Source organism: Aminobacter sp. Y103A (genome assembly GCF_030294925.1).
Lineage (GTDB): Bacteria > Pseudomonadota > Alphaproteobacteria > Rhizobiales > Rhizobiaceae > Aminobacter > Aminobacter ciceronei.
Map to the genome: position 1 here is coordinate 207501 of NZ_AP017986.1, position 18054 is coordinate 225554.

Annotated in this window: 16 protein-coding genes, 1 tRNA gene and 2 rRNA genes (1 of these 19 cut by a window edge); 3 read left to right on the forward strand and 16 right to left on the reverse strand. The window is 62.2% G+C overall.

Features of this window, described 5'->3' with window-relative positions; all coding sequences use genetic code 11:
- The 3 genes from Amn_RS01010 to Amn_RS01020 all read left to right on the forward strand — a co-directional run.
- A 23S ribosomal RNA gene (locus tag Amn_RS01010) occupies window positions 1-1516 on the forward strand; it begins 1296 nt to the left of the window's first position.
- 100 nt (window positions 1517-1616) lie between these two features.
- Window positions 1617-1731 (forward strand): 5S ribosomal RNA (gene rrf, locus Amn_RS01015).
- A gap of 171 nt (window positions 1732-1902) precedes the next feature.
- Window positions 1903-1979 (forward strand) — tRNA-Met (locus tag Amn_RS01020).
- Window positions 1980-2398: 419 nt separating this feature from the next.
- Here the strand turns inward: Amn_RS01020 and Amn_RS01025 are convergent.
- The 16 genes from Amn_RS01025 to Amn_RS01100 all read right to left on the reverse strand — a co-directional run bounded on the left by Amn_RS01025 (window position 2399) and on the right by Amn_RS01100 (window position 18044).
- Entirely contained in the window at window positions 2399-3127 is a 729-nt protein-coding gene (locus Amn_RS01025; RefSeq protein ID WP_263005478.1) for a phytanoyl-CoA dioxygenase family protein, read from the reverse strand.
- A gap of 10 nt (window positions 3128-3137) precedes the next feature.
- Window positions 3138-3953 (reverse strand): glycosyltransferase family 32 protein, encoded by an 816-nt coding sequence (locus tag Amn_RS01030; RefSeq protein WP_286294290.1) that lies wholly within the window; start codon window positions 3951-3953, stop codon window positions 3138-3140.
- A 108-nt stretch (window positions 3954-4061) separates the two neighbouring features.
- Window positions 4062-4403 (reverse strand): DUF8776 family protein, encoded by a 342-nt coding sequence (locus tag Amn_RS01035; protein ID WP_157096964.1) that lies wholly within the window; start codon window positions 4401-4403, stop codon window positions 4062-4064.
- A 61-nt stretch (window positions 4404-4464) separates the two neighbouring features.
- Complete coding sequence (locus Amn_RS01040; RefSeq protein WP_067965849.1) at window positions 4465-4971, reverse strand: chemotaxis protein CheD; 507 nt, start codon at window positions 4969-4971, stop codon at window positions 4465-4467.
- Window positions 4972-4997: 26 nt separating this feature from the next.
- Window positions 4998-5387 (reverse strand): response regulator, encoded by a 390-nt coding sequence (locus Amn_RS01045; RefSeq protein ID WP_067955473.1) that lies wholly within the window; start codon window positions 5385-5387, stop codon window positions 4998-5000.
- A complete protein-coding gene (locus tag Amn_RS01050; protein ID WP_067955471.1) occupies window positions 5365-6435 on the reverse strand; it encodes a protein-glutamate methylesterase/protein-glutamine glutaminase in 1071 nt (356 codons plus the stop codon). Before Amn_RS01050 ends, Amn_RS01045 begins: the two co-directional genes overlap by 23 nt.
- Window positions 6432-7328: a CheR family methyltransferase gene (locus Amn_RS01055; RefSeq protein WP_154387180.1), complete on the reverse strand. Its 897-nt coding sequence runs from the start codon at window positions 7326-7328 to the stop codon at window positions 6432-6434. The genes Amn_RS01050 and Amn_RS01055 overlap by 4 nt, the downstream gene beginning before the upstream one ends.
- Entirely contained in the window at window positions 7325-7789 is a 465-nt protein-coding gene (locus Amn_RS01060) for a chemotaxis protein CheW (protein WP_154387179.1), read from the reverse strand. The genes Amn_RS01055 and Amn_RS01060 overlap by 4 nt, the downstream gene beginning before the upstream one ends.
- A gap of 4 nt (window positions 7790-7793) precedes the next feature.
- Complete coding sequence (locus Amn_RS01065; protein WP_502874761.1) at window positions 7794-9971, reverse strand: chemotaxis protein CheA; 2178 nt, start codon at window positions 9969-9971, stop codon at window positions 7794-7796.
- A 25-nt stretch (window positions 9972-9996) separates the two neighbouring features.
- Complete coding sequence (locus Amn_RS01070) at window positions 9997-10362, reverse strand: response regulator (protein ID WP_182576065.1); 366 nt, start codon at window positions 10360-10362, stop codon at window positions 9997-9999.
- Entirely contained in the window at window positions 10359-10661 is a 303-nt protein-coding gene (locus Amn_RS01075) for an STAS domain-containing protein (RefSeq protein WP_154387177.1), read from the reverse strand. Before Amn_RS01075 ends, Amn_RS01070 begins: the two co-directional genes overlap by 4 nt.
- 7 nt (window positions 10662-10668) lie before the next feature.
- A complete protein-coding gene (locus Amn_RS01080) occupies window positions 10669-12660 on the reverse strand; it encodes a methyl-accepting chemotaxis protein (RefSeq protein ID WP_210252536.1) in 1992 nt (663 codons plus the stop codon).
- A gap of 1069 nt (window positions 12661-13729) precedes the next feature.
- On the reverse strand, window positions 13730-14800 hold the full coding sequence (locus tag Amn_RS01085; protein WP_067955465.1) for an ABC transporter ATP-binding protein: 1071 nt from the start codon (window positions 14798-14800) through the stop codon (window positions 13730-13732).
- A gap of 4 nt (window positions 14801-14804) precedes the next feature.
- Window positions 14805-15653 (reverse strand): carbohydrate ABC transporter permease, encoded by an 849-nt coding sequence (locus Amn_RS01090; protein ID WP_067955463.1) that lies wholly within the window; start codon window positions 15651-15653, stop codon window positions 14805-14807.
- Window positions 15653-16576 carry a carbohydrate ABC transporter permease gene (locus Amn_RS01095; protein WP_286294294.1) on the reverse strand — a complete coding sequence of 308 codons (924 nt, stop codon included), beginning with the start codon at window positions 16574-16576 and terminating at the stop codon, window positions 15653-15655. Before Amn_RS01095 ends, Amn_RS01090 begins: the two co-directional genes overlap by 1 nt.
- A 190-nt stretch (window positions 16577-16766) precedes the next feature.
- On the reverse strand, window positions 16767-18044 hold the full coding sequence (locus Amn_RS01100) for an ABC transporter substrate-binding protein (protein ID WP_067955461.1): 1278 nt from the start codon (window positions 18042-18044) through the stop codon (window positions 16767-16769).
- Window positions 18045-18054: the final 10 nt, after the last annotated feature.

Here is an 18054-nt window from a genome sequence, read left to right on the forward strand (position 1 = left end):
CAGAAGTGCGAATGCTGACATGAGTAACGTAAGGGGTGTGAGAGACACCCCCGCCGAAAGTCCAAGGGTTCCTGCTTAAAGCTAATCTGAGCAGGGTTAGCCGGCCCCTAAGTCGAGGCAGAAATGCGTAGACGATGGGAACCACGTTAATATTCGTGGGCCTGGAGGAAGTGACGGATCACGTATGTTGTGGGGTCTTATTGGATTGATCCCTGCAGCGGAGTGGTTCCAGGAAATAGCTCCTCCTTATAGACCGTACCCGAAACCGACACTGGTGGACTGGTAGAGTATACCAAGGCGCTTGAGAGAACTATGCTGAAGGAACTCGGCAAATTGCACGCGTAACTTCGGAAGAAGCGTGACCCTTTCCTGCGCAAGCAGGGTGAGGGTGGCACAGACCAGGGGGTAGCGACTGTTTATCAAAAACACAGGGCTCTGCGAAGTCGCAAGACGACGTATAGGGTCTGACGCCTGCCCGGTGCTGGAAGGTTAAGAGGAGAGGTGCAAGCTTTGAATCGAAGCCCCAGTAAACGGCGGCCGTAACTATAACGGTCCTAAGGTAGCGAAATTCCTTGTCGGGTAAGTTCCGACCTGCACGAATGGCGTAACGACTTCCCCGCTGTCTCCAGCATAGACTCAGTGAAATTGAATTCCCCGTGAAGATGCGGGGTTCCTGCGGTTAGACGGAAAGACCCCGTGCACCTTTACTATAGCTTTACATTGGCATTCGTAGTGGCATGTGTAGGATAGGTGGTAGGCTTTGAAGCCAGGGCGCCAGCCTTGGTGGAGCCACCCTTGAAATACCACCCTTATCTCTATGGATGTCTAACCGCGGCCCGTTATCCGGGTCCGGGACAATGTATGGTGGGTAGTTTGACTGGGGCGGTCGCCTCCTAAAGAGTAACGGAGGCGCGCGATGGTGGGCTCAGACCGGTCGGAAATCGGTCGTCGAGTGCAATGGCATAAGCCCGCCTGACTGCGAGACTGACAAGTCGAGCAGAGACGAAAGTCGGTCATAGTGATCCGGTGGTCCCGTGTGGAAGGGCCATCGCTCAACGGATAAAAGGTACGCCGGGGATAACAGGCTGATGACCCCCAAGAGTCCATATCGACGGGGTTGTTTGGCACCTCGATGTCGACTCATCGCATCCTGGGGCTGGAGCAGGTCCCAAGGGTATGGCTGTTCGCCATTTAAAGCGGTACGTGAGTTGGGTTCAGAACGTCGTGAGACAGTTCGGTCCCTATCTGCCGTGGGTGTAGGAATATTGAAAGGATCTGTCCCTAGTACGAGAGGACCGGGATGGACGGATCTCTGGTGGACCTGTTGTGGCGCCAGCCGCATAGCAGGGTAGCTATATCCGGACGGGATAACCGCTGAAGGCATCTAAGCGGGAAACCCACCTTAAAACGAGTATTCCCTGAGAACCGTGGAAGACGACCACGTTGATAGGCCGGGTGTGGAAGTGCGGCAACGCATGAAGCTTACCGGTACTAATAGTTCGATAGGCTTGATCGTTCTCATTCCTTATGTTCATCGCAGTGCGATCCCAAAGGGATCGTCACGAAAAACGACAAAAGCACAAAAACAGCTTCTCGATTAACATGCGCTTTGCCGACCTGGTGGTTATGGCGGAGCGGCTGCACCCGATCCCATTCCGAACTCGGCCGTGAAACGCTCCAGCGCTGATGGTACTTCGTCTCAAGACGCGGGAGAGTAAGTCGCTGCCAGGTCTGCCAAGCGCATGTTAAATCTTCTCGATACAAAAGGCCCGCCAACGGGTAGACGGGCCGCGTAAGCGGCCCTTTCCTTTGGCAAAAGCCAGACAAAAAGACATTTTGCCCGTGGCAAAAGTCGGAAAGCGTTGAAAAAGGACATTTTGCCTGTCGCAAAATGTCCGGTGGCGCGGGGTGGAGCAGCCCGGTAGCTCGTCAGGCTCATAACCTGAAGGTCACAGGTTCAAATCCTGTCCCCGCAACCAAATACCAAAACAGCCCAGCTTGTCTGGGCTGTTTTGGTATTTGGACGCAGGTGACGGTCGAGTTCAACCTGCATCAGCGGCCCGCTAGGAGCCAAAGCCGACAAAGCGGGACAAAAAGCCAAATCCTGTCCCCGAAACCAACAATAAAAGCCCGCCAAGGTGAAAACCACGGCGGGCTTTTTGCTGTCTCGAACCACGTGACAGCCCGAGCTTGAAGCGTGAGGCGGCCTCCAAAGCCGCAGACCCAACAATCAAAAGCCCCCAAAGGTCAAAACCACCGACGGCTCTGTCGTGGCTGGACGCTGGTGACGCGACAGCTGAAAGTGCTGCACGGTCCGCGCCGGCAAAGGTCGCCGGAGCTCGAGCTGGCAGGCCTCGACCAAACCTGCTCCGCCCGTCAGCCTCATGCTCCTGAAGGCCTAAGCCAAATAGCGCCTGTCCCAGTCGGCCATCCTATGCGCATTGCCGATCTGCATCGCCTGCGAAAAGGCCGAGCCGACACCACCGAACACCGTCGACACCAGGATCTTCGGCCGCGCGGCGAGCTCCGCGCTTGCCATATCTGCATCAGTCGACCCGCGATGCAGCGCCCGGATGTCCATGATAACCACGTCGCCGGCCCTAACGTCGATGCGAACGACGTCCGCGGCCGACGCTTCCGCAAGGGCTTCGAGCCGTGTGTCATCGAGCGGTGTGGGCGTAAGATGCGAGCCTGGCAGGATCCGAAGGCTGGCGCCGTCCTGCAGATAGACCAGTGCCTTGAGGCATCCGGCCGTCTCCGCCCAGGGATCGCAATCCTTGAGGAAACCGCTGTAGCGGCCACGCAGCAGATCGGTGTGCCAGTGTTGGGAACGATTGACCGTAATGTCGCTCAAGCCAAGGGCGAAATACGGGATGTCCTGGTAATAGGCCTGCAGGAACCGGTTGATCGTCTCGTCGGCGGCGATCCTGGCGTGGACTGCCGCCAGGGCTGGAAAGCGATGAAAGCCGGCGAGATGGTAGGAGTGGGCGACGTTACGTGTCTGTCCCATGCTGCCGAGATTGTCGACGGCAGCTTGGCGAAATGCCTCGATTTCGGCTTTGTCGAAGACTTGCGGCAGAACGCAATAACCGTCTCTCAGGCTCAGGTTCGTCAGTTTCGGATCCATGCACCCCAGCTCAGCCCTGCTTCAGCGATCGGCGCTTGCGCACCCGCTTCGCCTTGAGATCGGAGCGCAGCCGCTCGATCAGGCCACGCGTGTCCGGCTCGCCCCAGATGCGCCGTTCGCTCCACAATCGGTTGTAGTTGTTTCCGCCTGATGGCACCAGATCGCTGAACTCGCCTTCCGCTGTCTTGTTGCGGATGGCCACGATTTCTCCGGACGGCATCATCTTGACGATGTTGACCCTGTCGGTTCGGTCGGTGTTCAGCCGCGGCGAGTCGCCGAAGGTGATCGAGCGCCAGTCGGACGTCTCGGCCAGGACGCGGCCGAACAAATAGGGTCCGGTCGGTTCCAGCGACGAGTGGCCATAGAAGCGGGCGTTGAAATGCGTGACGATGCGGTCGATCGCCCGCGCCAGAACCGGATTGCCGGCTTCGGCATAGATGAGCGCGTTGCTCGTCGCCCAGGACGGATGGCCTGATATGTCGCGAAAAACCACCATCTTGCAGCGGCTCCCGATCGCGATCGGGCGCAGGTGGAGATAGGACAGGTCGGAATAGAGCCCGCCATAGCTATGCAGCAGGCAGTAGCGCGCCAGGTCCGCCTTGAAAGCGTAAGGCGTCAACGCTTGATAAGCCTGCAGTACCGGTTCGGGATAGCTGGCGGCGAGAAATGCGGTCAGTTCTTCGTTGTCGTAGCGCCGGTACTCAGCGTCGGGATAGGTCGACCTGAACGACTCGACGTTGCGCGCGAAGCTGTCCGTTGTCGCTGGCGACGGCTGCGCGCCGTCGGTGATCATGATCTGGAAAAGCCGCAGCGGCGGTTTTGTCATTCCATTCGTCCCCGATTGCGACCGTGTTATCAGCCCGAGCGTGGGCGTGAGAAGGGGCTGTCTGGTCTGGCAGGGGGGACGTTGCGGCTATACAGCTCAAAATCGCGGCTAGAACAGCTCAAAATCGCCCGATGGCGCGGCGTTCGGCTGCTCGGAGGTCTGGCCGGCCAGGCGTGCTGCGAGGTCTGAAAGGGTGATCGCTGCGAGGGCCGCTTGCGGATCGAGCTGCCAGACCGGGCTCATGCCCGTGCCGATCTCGTCGAGATAGCCGGCTAAGCAGCGGAGTTTCTGCTCGATGTGATCGAAGCTCTGCAGCGCCTGCGCATAATGCGGGTCGCTGCCGGCGAGCTGGCTGCTCCGGGCGGAAACCAGCGGATGCAGCCTTTCCACTTGCGCGGCGATGTCATTCAACTCGCTGCTCACCCGTCCGAGCAGTTCGGAAACGGGCACAAGCGTCTCGTGGCAAAGTGCAGTGGCACGCGATGGCATGTCGGAACGGCCTTTCAGAAGATCAGAAGAACTCGACGGAACCGCCCGAAGGCGCGACCAACGGCTGTTTGGGCGGAACAGGCGCAACAAAACCCTTGTCGCCGGAGAGCATGACCTGGCGGGCGCGCCCCGACAATGGCCAGTATTCGACCCGGCGGCCGCGATCGCCGCCGAGGTCGCCGCCGACGATGCTGATGCCTTCATTGCGCAGGAACGTCTCGGCAAACTCGCCGTTCATCGCGCCGATGTCCGAAAGACCTTCGATGGTCCGGGCCCCCCCGAACAGCTTGGCTTCCAGCCGGTGGCGATGGGCGCCACGCTGCAGCAGGCCGTTGACGAGCAACTCCATCAGGTGGACGCCGTAACTCTGGGCATCGAGCGACGAGCGGCCATTGTTGCCGGGCAGCAGGAAGTGGTTCATGCCGCCGGTCCGGGCAAAGGGATCGCGAATGCAGGCGGCGACACAGGAGCCGAGAATGGTCGTCAGCACGACGTCCTCCCGGTCGACCACGTGGTATTCGCCGCGCATGACGGTGATGCGCTGGTTTACAAGGGTCACTTAAGGATCCCGACGATTGCTTCGATAGCCTTCTTGAGCGCCGGCGTGGTGAACGGCTTGGTCAGGAAGTTGTTGACGCCAAGTGCCACGGCGGCTTCCAGGAGCTGGCGGTCGCCCTTGCCGGTCAGGAGGATGAACGGCGTCGCCCGGGTCGGGCCGTAGGAGCGGATCGCCTTCAGCAGCTGCAGCCCGTCGAGTTTCGGCATGTTGAAGTCGGAGATGACCATGTGCGAGGGCTGCTCCATCATCATGCGCAGCGCCTGCTCGCCGTCCTTGGCGATGGCGATCTTGCGGATGCCCATCTCCTGCAGCGCATCGGTGATGAGCATGCGGCTGGTCGTCGTATCGTCGACCACGAGGACCTTAAAGTGTTCGAGGAAGGACATTTTTAGCTCCGTTGGAATTCGAGCGCGTCAGCGCGAGGATATGGGAGGCGATCTTGTCCAGCGGCGCCTGCCGCTCGACCGCGCCGACTTCGAAAGCGACCCTGGGCATGCCGTAGACAAGGCTGGTGGCCTCGTCCTGACCGATCGTGCCGGCGCCTGCCTGGCGCATGTGCAGCAGTCCGGCAGCACCGTCGCGACCCATGCCGGTCAGGATCGCGCCGACTGATTTCGACCCTGTCGCCTTGGCGACCGAGGCAAACAGCACGTCGACCGACGGCCGATGGCCATTGACCGGATCGGTGCTGCGCAGCCGGCAGCGCAACTGGCCGGGCCCCGAAATCTCGAGATGCGTGGCACCACCGGGGGCGAGATAGATGTGCCCGGTCGTCAGCGGCGCGCCATCGACGGCCTCGCTGACACGTGGCCGCGACATGCGGTTGAGGCGCTCGGCGAAGCTCTTGGTAAAGGCTGCCGGCATATGCTGGGTGATCACGGTGGGCGGGCAGTTCTCCGGAAACTGCGACAGCACGGTGATCAGCGCCTCGACGCCGCCCGTCGACGAGCCGATCGCCACGACCTTGCCGTTGGGCACATAGTCGGCGTTGGCAGCAGGCTGCTCGCGCGCGTCGCTCGGCTGGTTCGTCGCCAGCGGGCGAATCTGGGCACGTGCTGCTGCCTTCACCGTCGCTTGCAGCGTGCCGAAGGCGCGGTCGTCGCTGAACGACGCCTTGGAAATGCAGTCGAAGGCGCCGATCTCAAGGGCCGTGATCGTGGCCGTAGCATCCCTTGATGTCAGGCTCGACACCATGATGACGGGCATCGGCCTCAGCCGCATGATCTTCTCGAGGAATTCGAGCCCGTTCATGTTCGGCATCTCGACGTCGAGCGTGATGACGTCGGGATTGAGTTCCTTGATCTTGGCGCGGGCCTCCAGCGGGTCGGCGGCATGGCCGACGACCTCGATGGCCGGGTCGAGGCGCAGCACTGCGGAAAGCAGTGTGCGCATGGTGGCGGAATCGTCGACGATGAGAACGCGAACCGGCTTCATGCGGCGCCCTCGCGCAGCTTGTAGGTGGTGATCCCTTCGGGCTGGAAATCCGCCGTCGCAGGCCCTGAGACGCGCTCGGAATGGCCGATATAGAGTGTGCCGCCCGCCGTCAGCAGCGGAACGAAGCGGCTCCAGATTCGCGACTGCGTCGCTTCCTCGAAATAGATGACGACGTTGCGGCAGTAGATCGCCTGGAACTGACCCTTCATCGGCCATGCGCCGATCAGGTTGAGCTCGCGGAAAGCCACGATCGTACGCATTTCGTCGGCAGCACTGAACGAGTTGCCGTCGCCTGAGCGGACTGGCGTGAACCAGCGCCGGCGCAAATCAGGCGGCACCGGGCGAAGGGCTGCCTCGCTGTAGATTCCCTCGCGACCGAACGCGACCATGTTGGGGTCGATGTCGGTCGCCAGAACCCGGATGTCGTGGTTGGCGGCTTCCGGCATCAGCGACAGGATCGTCAGGGCGATCGAATAGGGTTCGGCGCCATTGGAGCATGCCGCAGACCAGATCCTGACGCGGCCGCCGCGCCTCGCCGCTTCGAGCAGCGGCGGCAGGACCTGCTTGGCCAGATGTTCGAAGTGATGCGGCTCACGGTAGAAATTGGTGACGTTTGTGGTCAACGCCGCCAGCATCCTCTGGCGCTCGTCGAGACCCTCGCGCGAGGCGATGAGCGCGCAGTAGTCGCGGAAGCTTTCCAGTCCGAGCGCCCGCAGGCGCTTGGACAGCCGGGAGTAGACGAGTGCTGCCTTCGCCTCGGTCAGATGGATGCCGGCGTCGGCATGGAGCATCGCCGCGATCTGCCGCATGTCCTCGCCGGTGAGCACGAACTCACCGGCGACCAGGCTCTGGCGCTGATTGTGCGGCTTGTCGATGTTTTGCAGAGTGGTCATGCCGCGATCGGCTCAAGCGCCGGCAGGACGTTGTCCAGTGCGATCAGGCTGATCATGCGGCCTTCGATGGCCAGCACGCCGCGTACGAAGGTCTTGGCCATGTCCGAGGCGACGTCGGGCGTCGGCTTGATGGCGTCGTCGGTGACCGACAATATGTCGGACACGGCGTCGACCAGTAGGCCCACCACCTGGGTGCCGACCTGAGCCACCATGATGACATGGCGAACGGTAGGCTCCGGCGGCTGGAAGCCGAGGCGGGCAGCGAGATCGACGATCGGCAGGATCGCGCCGCGCAGGTTGATGACACCGCGGACGTAGGGCGGTGACTTCGGCAGCACAGTCGCCGGTGCCCAGCCTCTGATCTCGCGCACCGACATGATGTCGACGCAGAATTCCTGCTCGCCGATACGGAACGCGATGAGTTCGCGGCTGCTGTTGTCGTGTTTGGTGGTCTCGATCATGGCATCACCCTGCTGCTGCAAGAACGGGTTCAAGAATGGTCGCGTCGGACTGCGAATTGGCGATCACGGTGTCGACATCGATGATGAGGGCGACGCGGCCATCGCCGAGGATGGTTGCGGCGGCGATGCCCGGCACATGCCTGTAGTTGGACTCCAGGCTCTTGATGACGACCTGGCGCTGGCCCTGGATCGTGTCGACGAGCAGGGCGCTGCGGCGGCCGCCTTCGGTCTCGACGAGGATTGCCACGCCTGCCAGCGGATCGGTGGCGGTGTTGCGGAAGCCGAGCTCGCGGCCGACGTCGATCAGCGGCGTAAACGCATCGCGGATCGCAATGACCCTGGAGCCGCCGCCGAGGCCGTGCACGTCGGCTGCTTTGGGCTGCAAGGTCTCGATGATCGCCGTCAGCCGCACGACCAGCGTCTGGTCGGCCACCGTCACCACCATGCCGTCGAGCACGGCGAGCGTGAGTGGCAGGCTCATGGTGAAGGTCGAGCCCTTGCCGGGGCGCGAGGTGATCGACAACCGACCGCCAAGACCCTGGATCGAGCGCTTGACCACGTCCATGCCGACGCCGCGGCCGGAGATGTTCGACACTTCCGATGCCGTGGAGAAGCCAGGCAGGAAGATCAGATTGTCGATCTCCTCGTCGGACAGCACGGCGTCGGCTGCGATCAGTCCCTTCTCCACAGCGATCGCCTTGACCCGCGAGCGGTTGATGCCGGCGCCGTCGTCGGCAACCTCAATGACGATGCGGCCCGAGCGGTGCATCGCCGAAAGACGCACAACGCCTTCGGCCGGCTTGCCGGCGGCGATACGCACCTCGGGCTTTTCCAGCCCATGGTCGATGGCGTTGCGGATCATGTGCGTCAATGGGTCGTTCAGGCGGTCGATCACCGTCTTGTCGACTTCGGTGCCTTCGCCGTCAGTGATCAAGCGGACCTGCTTGCCGGTCATGCTGGCGACTTCGCGCACCAGGCGCGGAATGCGCTGGAACACCGACTTCACCGCCTGGGCGCGGATCGCCATGACGCAGTCCTGGATCTCGCGCGTCAGGTGCTCGAGCTCGTCGAGGCCAAGGGCCACGGCGGATCCAGGTACGTGTCCGGCTTCCATGACGCGCTGCGACAGCATCGCCTGGTTGATGACGAGCTCGCCGACGAGGTCGATAAGTCGGTCGACACGCTCGAGATCGGCGCGGATGGTCTGCGGGGCACCCGCATTGGCATTGGCGCCGCTTTCGCTGTTGCGCGCCGCGGCAGCCTTGGTCGGCTGGGCCTCGACTTCGGCAACAGCCTCGCGTTCCTCGGCTGATGGCAGCGGGATGATCTCCGCCGTCGTTGCCGGCTGAGCCGCCTCGTCGCCCTGGATGGAGCGGAGCAGGGCAGCGAATGCGTCTTCGGTCGAGTCGGCGCCGGGTTCGGCATCGGAGGAACCGGCGTCGGCTGCCTGGATGGTCAGGCTGGAATCCCATTCCACGAATTCGAAGACTTCGCGGATCGCGTCCTCACCCTTTTCGGTGGTGAGCTTGATGGTCCATTCAAGATAGGCGCCTTCCGGATCGAGTGCGGCGAGAGACGGCAAGCCGCTTGCGTCGCAGTTGATTTCCAGCTCGCCGAGCCGTTCCAGTTCGCGCAGCACCAGCACCGTCTCGTTGCCCTTGGCATAGAGTTCGGGCCTGGGCTTGAAAGTGATCGTGTAGCTGCGCCCGATATCGACGGGTGCGTCCGAGAAATCGAACGCCACGGTGACGGGCGTGAAGGAGAAGTCGCTCATGTCGTCTTCTTCTTCGGCTTCCGCCTCTGCCCCGCCGGGGCTCAGTGCGGTGAGCTCGCCGACAAGCACTTCGCTGCGGCCGCTGTCGACCGTGTGGCCATCGCGTGCCGCCGCCACGAGATCTGCCAGAAGGTCGGCGGCGCGCAGCATGACTGCCATGACGTCGGCCGTCGGTTCCAGCGCGCCGTTGCGGACGTGGTCGAGCGTGGTTTCGAAGACATGGGCGAACTGCACAAGGCCTTCTAGGCTGAAGGCGCCAGCGCCGCCCTTGATCGAATGCACCGCGCGGAAAACCGCGTTCACGGTGTCGGATTCGGCTTCCCCGCGTTCCATCGCGAGAAGGCCGGTTTCCAGTTCGGCGAGTTGTTCCTCGCACTCCTGGAAGAAGGTCTGCTTGACCGCTGCCATTGCGTCCACGGACATGTCTCCCGGTTCAGGCCGACACGCGGCGGATGGCGTCGATCAGCTTGGCAGGATCGAATGGCTTGATGATCCAGCCGGTCGCACCTGCACGGCGGGCGCGATCCTTCTTCTCGGCATCGCTCTCGGTGGTCAGCACCAGGATCGGAATGCCGCGATAGGAGTCGTCTGCACGCACATGCTCGATGAAGCCGAAGCCATCCATGCGGGGCATGTTGATGTCGGTGACGATGACCCGCGGGGTCTCTGTCTTCAGCACCTCGAGGCCATGGACGCCGTCCTCGGCTTGAATGACCCTGTAGCCGGCTTGCGTCAGCGCCAGTTTCAGCATCTCGCGCATGGTGCGAGAATCATCGACGGTCAAAATGGTCGCGCTCATTCCGGCATCTCCTCCCTGGTGAAATCCGCTTCCGAGAAGCCCAGGAGCCGCAGGCCTTCGACGAAGCCGGGCGTCAGGTTGGTGAAGGAGAGCGCGGTGTCATCCGCGCTCCAGGTTTGTTGCGCCGACAGGAGAACCTGAAGGCATTGACCGCCGATCCGCTCCACGCGCGAGGCATCGATGGTCAGCGCGGTTCCGCGCATTGCAAGCAGGCTTTCGGTCAGAGGCGCTGCCGCCCTGAAGTCCAGCGCTGCCGCAAGCTCGAGTATCCGTTGTGAAGGATCGGACACGGTGGTCATGGCTCGATCAGAACTCCTGCCAGTCGTCGGCCGCCGGAGCGACCGCACGGGCTGCGGAAGAACCGAAGCTCGACGATGCGACCTTCAGTTCCGGCCGTGGCGCGCGCGCCGGAGCCTTGGGGCTTGCTGGGCGGCTGCCTTCGACGACCGAGAGTTTGCCCAGCCGGAACGTGCTGATCTGGCGCGACAGCTCTTCGGTTTCCTGCGACAGTGAGTGGCTTGCGGCAGTCGATTCCTCGACCATCGCGGCGTTCTGCTGGGTCACCTGGTCCATCTGGTTGACCGCCGAGTTGACCTGGTCGAGACCGGTGGACTGCTCATGCGCGCTGGCCGCGATGTTGGTGACGACGGCATTGATCTCGGCCACCTGGAGAACGATGCGCTCCAGTGCCTTGCCGGTCTCGGCGACCAGCTTGACGCCTTCGCCGACCTGGGTCGTCGAAGCGGAGATCAGGCTCTTGATCTCGCGGGCGGCTTCCGCCGAACGCTGGGCCAGCGCGCGCACCTCCGAGGCAACCACGGCGAAGCCGCGTCCAGCGTCGCCGGCGCGAGCCGCTTCGACACCGGCGTTGAGCGCCAGGAGGTTGGTCTGGAAGGCGATCTCGTCGATCACGCCGATGATGCGGCTGATCTGCTCGGACGACTTCTCGATCGTGCCCATGGCATCGATGGCCTTGCGCACCACCACGCCGCTGGTCTCGGCATCGGTCTTGGCCGTCGAGACGACATCACGGGCATGCACTGCACCTTCGGCCGTCTTCTTGACGGTCGCGGTGATCTCGTCGAGCGCGGCTGCGGTCTCTTCGAGGCTTGCGGCCTGCTGTTCGGTGCGGCGCGATAGGTCGTCGGCGGCGGTGTAGATCTCGCCGGTGCCGGCGTGGATCGCCTTCACCGAGGAGGTGATGCTGAGCATCGTCTGCTGCAGCTTCTCAACGGATTCGTTGAAGTCCTGGCGCAGCTTGACCAGCTTGTCGGGGAACGGCGCGTCGATGCGGTGCATCAGGTCGCCCTTCGACAGCGCGTCGAGGCCGTGGCCCAGTGCCGAGATCGCAACCATGTCCTGGCGGTCTTCCTCGGCCTTCTGCGCGGCGCGCAGTGCGGCCTCGTCCTCGGCGCGGCGGCGCGTCTCGGCGGCTTCTGCCTCGAGACGAACCTTCTCGATCGCGGCTTCCTTGAAAGTCTGCACGGCGGACGCCATCTGGCCGACTTCGTCGCGGCGGCCGATGGCCGGAACGACGACCTTGAGGTCACCGGAAGCCAGGCTGCGCATCGCCTGCGTCATGTTGTTGACCGGCGTTGCGATCTGGCTGGAGAGCCACAGCGCGATCACGACGAGGATGGCGATAGTCAGGCCGGCGCTGCCGAGCTGCAGATACTGTGCAGTGGCGATGGCGTCGTTCTTGAGAACGGCGGTTTCGGTCTCCCACCGGGTGATCTCGGCCTGCATCTCTGCAACCGCCTTGCGAACGGTGGCCTGCACCTCAGATGCCCGAACCGAGGACCCGCGCTCGCGACCCTCTGCGTAGGTAGCTTGATTGCCGGCCAGCTGGACCATCGGGTCGCCGACCTCATTGCGCCAATTCTCGGTCATTGCCCTAAAGTTCTCGACGGCGGCGATGACAGCCTTGTCGTCGATTGGCAGGTTCACAGCTTCGGTGATCGTCTTGTCGACGTTCTTCGAGGTCTCGTGATAGCGCTTGGCTACGTCTTCCCTGAGATTGAGCAAGTAGGTTCGAGCAATGTTGGATCGATCGAGGTGGAGCGCTTCCGCCTTGCCGACGGTGGAAAGCACGCGGCTGGCCACCTCGAGTTCCGCACTGGCAGCTTCAAGCTGGCTGAGGGCGCGCATCATCATCCCGCCGACGACGAGGCTCACGATGACGATCGCCGAGAAGGCAAGCACCAGCTTGCGCGTGATGCTGAGATTGGTTGTGGAGAAGCCCCCTCTCTGAGGCGGAGCGCCGTAATGGGTGGCTGTTGGATCGAAGGTGGAACTCATTGGGCGTTTCCTTGCCGTAGAGGTAGAACGTGGTTGCCTGGCCCCGACACGTCTTCTTCGCCGGCAAAGTATTGCCGATCGCTGGGAAGCGTTTCGCTTCGCACCGCCTGAAGACATGCAGGAATGTGAGTAGGGGATGGCGCCGGCGGCGTCGCCAGCGCGTGTTTTGCTTCGAAAAGGAGGAGATCTAAGAGAGGTTTCTCAAACGTCGCTTATTAGAAAATGCTCATGTCTTGCCTGCTACTTCATTCCCCGAGAGCGCCGACAGGAACCCCTCCCTGTACTTAAAAATTTAGCTATCTCGTTGACTCGACGTATTCAGAAGAAATTACCCAAGTGTAAATGCCGGCAGCACTGCCAAGGATCCGAGTCATCAGTACTTGTACGGCAAGAGTCATTCGCGCTGCGCAAGCAATGTGTGAAAGATAAGTCGTCGGTATTGAGAATGATCCGCTTAAGATAAACCAGTACTCTTGCAAGAACACTGGTCAGTTGAATCAGGCTCGATCCTAGTCGGCACCGATCCATGTAAGCCGCCGCTGACAGTCGAATCCGCTGCATTTTCGGCTTTTTCGCACGGTTGCTGCCCGGTGACTCAAGGGAAAGGCGGCTATCGATCTGCCTCATTCTTGCCACAGGTGGCGGTCGACTTGTTGGAGTTCAGAGGTCGATGCGCTGCGAAATTCCGCTGAGTCGTGCAAATTTTTTTGCGGTTTGACGCCGAAGTTGACCTTGAGTCACGCGATCGGCGTTGGTGTCTGCGCGCGTCGGTTGTGAGCCAGTTTTGCAATTCGCCGAACAAGGGGAATCATCGCTTGCTGCACTTTACTTCGGTCGCGCGCGGGCTGCTTCCCTTAGTTGAATCCGCGCGCGTTTTACTTCCTGTCTAGTTGCAGAACGCATCGTCGCTGGCCGCCGAGGACGCTTTGTGCACAAATGAAAATGCCGCCTGGACCGTTCCCACAAGAATGAATGGCGTCGTTGAAAGTTTGTACACAAACGAAAAAGGCGCCGACTTTGGCCGACGCCTTCACAAGATGGATGCTGGTGGTACCAGCTCGCGGCTAGCTTATCCGATGCGCTGGCCGCTCTTCGGATTGAATACATGCAAGTCGGCAGCACTTACCGACAGCCGGACGGTGTCGTCAGGCTTCACCGCGACCCGCCCCATGGCAAAGACACACGCCTGCTGGCCGGCAAGCCTGGCATAAAATTGCGTCGACAGGCCGAGAGGCTCGACCACCTCGACCCGAACGGCGATGCCGCCATCGCCGGCGACGCGCATATGCTCGGGCCGCAACCCTATCGTCACCTCGTCACCGTCGGCAACCGGCAGGCTGGCCAGTACGGGCAGGCGCTGGCCGTCGCTCAGGACGGCCGCTGCATCATCGCCCGTCCGCCTGACAGTCGCCGGCAGGAAGTTCATGCCCGGCGAGCCGATGAAGCCGGCAACGAAAGCGTTGGCGGGCCGGTCGTAGAGGTCGAGCGGCGCGCCGACCTGCTGGACGACGCCATCATGCATGACGACGATACGGTCGGCCATCGTCATTGCCTCGACCTGGTCGTGGGTGACATAGACCGATGTCGTCTTGAGCTGCTGGTGCAGTGCCTTGATCTCGGTGCGCATATGCACGCGCAGCTTGGCATCCAGGTTGCTGAGCGGCTCGTCGAACAGGAACACCTTAGGGTCGCGCACGATGGCGCGGCCCATGGCGACGCGCTGGCGCTGGCCGCCGGAGAGCTGGCGCGGCAGACGCGCCAACAGCTTGTCGAGCCCGAGCCGGTTCGCCGCGCCATTGACCCTGGTGTCGATCGAGCCCTTCTCGGCCTTCCGAAGCGCCAGGCTGAAGCCCATGTTCGAAGCGACGTTCATGTGCGGATAGAGCGCATAGGACTGGAACACCATGGCGATGTCGCGGTCCTTGGGCGCGACGTCGTTGACGACGCGCTCGCCAATGCGGATCTCGCCCGCCGAAACCTCTTCCAGACCGGCGATCATCCTCAGCAAGGTCGACTTGCCGCAACCGGAGGGGCCGACGAGCACCACGAACTCGCCGTCTGAAATCTCGAGGTCAACGGCCTGGAGCACGTTGAGCGAACCGTAATCCTTCTGGACCTTGTTGAGTGTAACCGAAGCCATGGTCCTACCCTTTGACGGCGCCGGCGGTCAGGCCGGTCACAAGATAGCGTTGCAGGAATGCGAAGAAGATGCAGACCGGGATGAGCGCCAGGATCGACGCCGCCATCATCTGTCCCCAGTCGACGGCGAATTTGCCGATGAAGGTGAGCAGCCCAACGGCGAAGGTCTTCTGGCCCTCGCTGGAGATCAGCATCAGCGCGAACAGAAGTTCGCTCCACGCCGCGGTGAAGACGAAGCCGAGCGTCGCCCCCATGCCGGGCAGCGTCAGCGGGATGATGATGCGGCGCAAAGCCTCGAAGCGGGTGCAGCCGTCGATCATCGCCGCTTCCTCCAGGTCTTTCGGTATGCCGTCGAAGAAGGATTGCATCAGGAAGGTCGCGAAGGCGGTGTTGAAGGCGGTGTAGATGATGATCAGCCCGGTCAGGCTGTTGGTCAAGCCGATCTCACCCATGATGCGGTAGATCGGCGGGATGACCATCACCAGCGGGAAGGTCTGCGTCAGCAAAAGGGCTATCGCCACCGTCGTCTTGCCACGGAAGGAGAAGCGCGACATGGCGTAGCCGGCGCCCGAGGCGATGACGGTCACCAGGATGGCCGTGGTCACGGAGACAAGCACGCTGTTGAAGAAGTAGAGTGGAAAATCGCTGGCCTTCAGCACCGTGGCATAGTTCTCGAAGGTCGTCGCCGACGGCCACAGCGTGATGCCTTCGGAATAGAGCAGCGACTGCGGCGTCACCGAGATCTTCAGCGTCCAGTAGATCGGAAACAGCGCGAAGATGACGTAGGCGGCAATGGCGCCGTAGAGCCCGGTACCGCCGAGCAGGCGCACGGAATTGGAGCGTCCGGCAATCATCACGAGTACCTCGCGAGCGAGCGGCGGATGCCGATCAGCACCACCGCATAGACGATGAGAAGGATCAGCAGCAGCACTGCCACCGCCGAGGCGTAACCCTTGTCGAGCGACTTGAAGGCGCTGACATAGATGTAGGTGGCGACCGTGTTGGTCGAGCCGGCTGGTCCGCCCGAGGTCATGACGAAGATCAGGTCGGCGAAGGTCGCGATCCAGATCGTGCGCAGCATGACGGTGATGGCGATTGTCGGCGCCAGGAACGGCAGCGTCACTTTGGAAAAGCGCTGCCATGGCGAGGCGCCGTCGATGGCCGCGGCCTCGTGCAGCTCGGACGGGATCGACTTCAGTGCCGCCAGAAGCGTGATGGCGAAGAATGGGATGCCGAACCAGACATTGGCGATGATCGGCCCCCACATGGCGATCTTGGGGTCGGCCAGGATGTTGCTCGGCTCGGCCATGATGCCCATGGCGTAGAGCCAATGCGGCAGCGGCCCGACGATCGGGTTGAACAGCCAGGCCCAGGTGAGGCCGGACAGGAAGGATGGTACCGCCCAGGGCAGGAACACCACCGCCTGCACCATCTTGCGGCCCCAGAACGGCCGGTCGAGCAGGAGCGCCAGGCCGAGTCCGAGGAAGAACTGGAAGAACAGGCTGCCGACGGTCCACCACAGCGTGTTGACCAGCGCTTGGGCAAGCAGCGGATCGGAAAACAGTGCCTGGTACTGGCCGAGGCCCACATATTCGGACTTGAAGGCCGAGAATTTACGAAACGAATAGCTGATGCCGATGATCAGCGGCACGAGCAGCACCGTGACCAGCAGGATCAGGGCTGGGCTGAGATAAAGCCACGGCTCGAAGCCGGGCAGGACGGAACCCCTGCGCCCCGCCTTGCGGGGCGAATTCGATTCGGCGACTGCAGTGATCATGGGCGACGCTTTCGGGCGATGCTTTCGGCATGGCGAAAAGATCGCCCCCTCGCGCGCGACCTCGTCTCCAAGGGGAGAAAGGGCTTGGCGGCGATGCCGGCATGACCGCGAAACGCGGTCGCGAGGGGGCAGCAAAGGAGCCCTGGCGACAGGGCAGGGTTGGCGGGACATCGCTGCCCCGCCATGGCCGTTACTTCTTGTTTTTGGCCATCCAGTCCTGCTGTTCCTTGGTCAGGAACGCAGCCCACTCGTCGGCGATGTCCTTGGCCGTGCGCTGGCCGAGGAGCACCTCCTGGACATTCTTGACCGAGACCTGGTCATAGAAGTTGCCGAGGTTTTCGAGATGCACCGGCGGCGTCACGAACTCGAACTTGTCGGGATTGTTCAGCTCCTCGAACCAGCCCTTGAACTGCTCGGTCTTGAAGTGCGGATCGTCGGCGGCGCTGTTGTGGATCGGCAGCACGCCGACTTCCTTGGCCCAGCCGATATTGTTTGCCGGCGAAAGCAGCGTCGACATCAGCTTCCAGGCGTCGTCCTTGACCTTGGAACTGGCGAACATCGACCACCCGGCATAGCCGAGCGTCGGATAGGATTTTCCAGACGGACCGGCCGGCATCGGGGCCACGGCGAAGTCTTCCGCCTTCATCTTTTCGGCGATGCCGATCAGCGCGTCCGGGTCCTGGTCGAGCATGGCGCACGTGCCGGAGTAGAAGCCGGTGACGATCTCGTTGAAGCCCCAGCTGACGCTGTCCTTGGGCGCGTAGCCTTCCTTGTAGATGTCGGCCAGCATCTGCAGGCCCTTGACCGAGCCTTCCTCGTTGATGGTCGAGGTGCCGTCCTCGTTGAAGTAGCCGCCCTTGCCGTTGGCGATGTTCATGAACATCTGCACGCCGTTGAAGCCGCCGGGGCCGCCGCGCATGCAGTAGCCATACTTGCCTGGAATGGCTGAGATCTTCTTGTTGGCGTCCATGAACTCGTCGAGCGTCGTCGGCGCATGGTCGAGGCCGGCTTCCTTGAACAGCTTCTTGTTCCAGAACATGGCGCGCAGGTAGTAGCCGTAGGGAAGCATGTACTGCTTGCCGTCGACGACGGAACCGAACTGCTTGGCGCGGTCGCCGAGCGTTGCGGCGTCACCCCACTTGGCCATGTAGGGCGTGAGATCCTCGAGCTGGCCGTTGGTGCCGTAGAGGCCGAGCCAGCGCTCGGGCATCTCGACGATGTCGGGCGTGTCGCCGGCCTGGACCATGGTCAGGAATTTTTCGAAGGCCTGACCCCAGGGCAGCGAGACGAGCTCGACCTTGATGCCCGGATTGGCGGTCTCGAATTCGGCGATCTGCTTTTTCAGGAATTCGGTGCGCGGCGGGCTGGTGATGACCTCCACCATCTTGATTGTCGAGTCGGCGAGCGCCGACCCCGCCGACAATGCGAGGCCCATGGCCGCCGCGAACAACACTCCGTACTTCTTCATTCCAGTCACT

Bases quoted from the DNA above. Each gene is read 5' to 3' on its own strand.
- Amn_RS01025 (WP_263005478.1), bottom strand. From the start codon at position 3,127: ATGGATCCGAAACTGACGAACCTGAGCCTGAGAGACGGTTATTGCGTT.
- Amn_RS01030 (WP_286294290.1), bottom strand. From the start codon at position 3,953: ATGACAAAACCGCCGCTGCGGCTTTTCCAGATCATGATCACCGACGGC.
- Amn_RS01040 (WP_067965849.1), bottom strand. From the start codon at position 4,971: ATGCGCGGCGAATACCACGTGGTCGACCGGGAGGACGTCGTGCTGACG.
- Amn_RS01045 (WP_067955473.1), bottom strand. From the start codon at position 5,387: ATGTCCTTCCTCGAACACTTTAAGGTCCTCGTGGTCGACGATACGACG.
- Amn_RS01050 (WP_067955471.1), bottom strand. From the start codon at position 6,435: ATGAAGCCGGTTCGCGTTCTCATCGTCGACGATTCCGCCACCATGCGC.
- Amn_RS01055 (WP_154387180.1), bottom strand. From the start codon at position 7,328: ATGACCACTCTGCAAAACATCGACAAGCCGCACAATCAGCGCCAGAGC.
- Amn_RS01060 (WP_154387179.1), bottom strand. From the start codon at position 7,789: ATGATCGAGACCACCAAACACGACAACAGCAGCCGCGAACTCATCGCG.
- Amn_RS01065 (WP_502874761.1), bottom strand. From the start codon at position 9,971: ATGGCAGCGGTCAAGCAGACCTTCTTCCAGGAGTGCGAGGAACAACTC.
- Amn_RS01070 (WP_182576065.1), bottom strand. From the start codon at position 10,362: ATGAGCGCGACCATTTTGACCGTCGATGATTCTCGCACCATGCGCGAG.
- Amn_RS01075 (WP_154387177.1), bottom strand. From the start codon at position 10,661: ATGACCACCGTGTCCGATCCTTCACAACGGATACTCGAGCTTGCGGCA.
- Amn_RS01080 (WP_210252536.1), bottom strand. From the start codon at position 12,660: ATGAGTTCCACCTTCGATCCAACAGCCACCCATTACGGCGCTCCGCCT.
- Amn_RS01085 (WP_067955465.1), bottom strand. From the start codon at position 14,800: ATGGCTTCGGTTACACTCAACAAGGTCCAGAAGGATTACGGTTCGCTC.
- Amn_RS01090 (WP_067955463.1), bottom strand. From the start codon at position 15,653: ATGATTGCCGGACGCTCCAATTCCGTGCGCCTGCTCGGCGGTACCGGG.
- Amn_RS01095 (WP_286294294.1), bottom strand. From the start codon at position 16,576: ATGATCACTGCAGTCGCCGAATCGAATTCGCCCCGCAAGGCGGGGCGC.
- Amn_RS01100 (WP_067955461.1), bottom strand. From the start codon at position 18,044: ATGAAGAAGTACGGAGTGTTGTTCGCGGCGGCCATGGGCCTCGCATTG.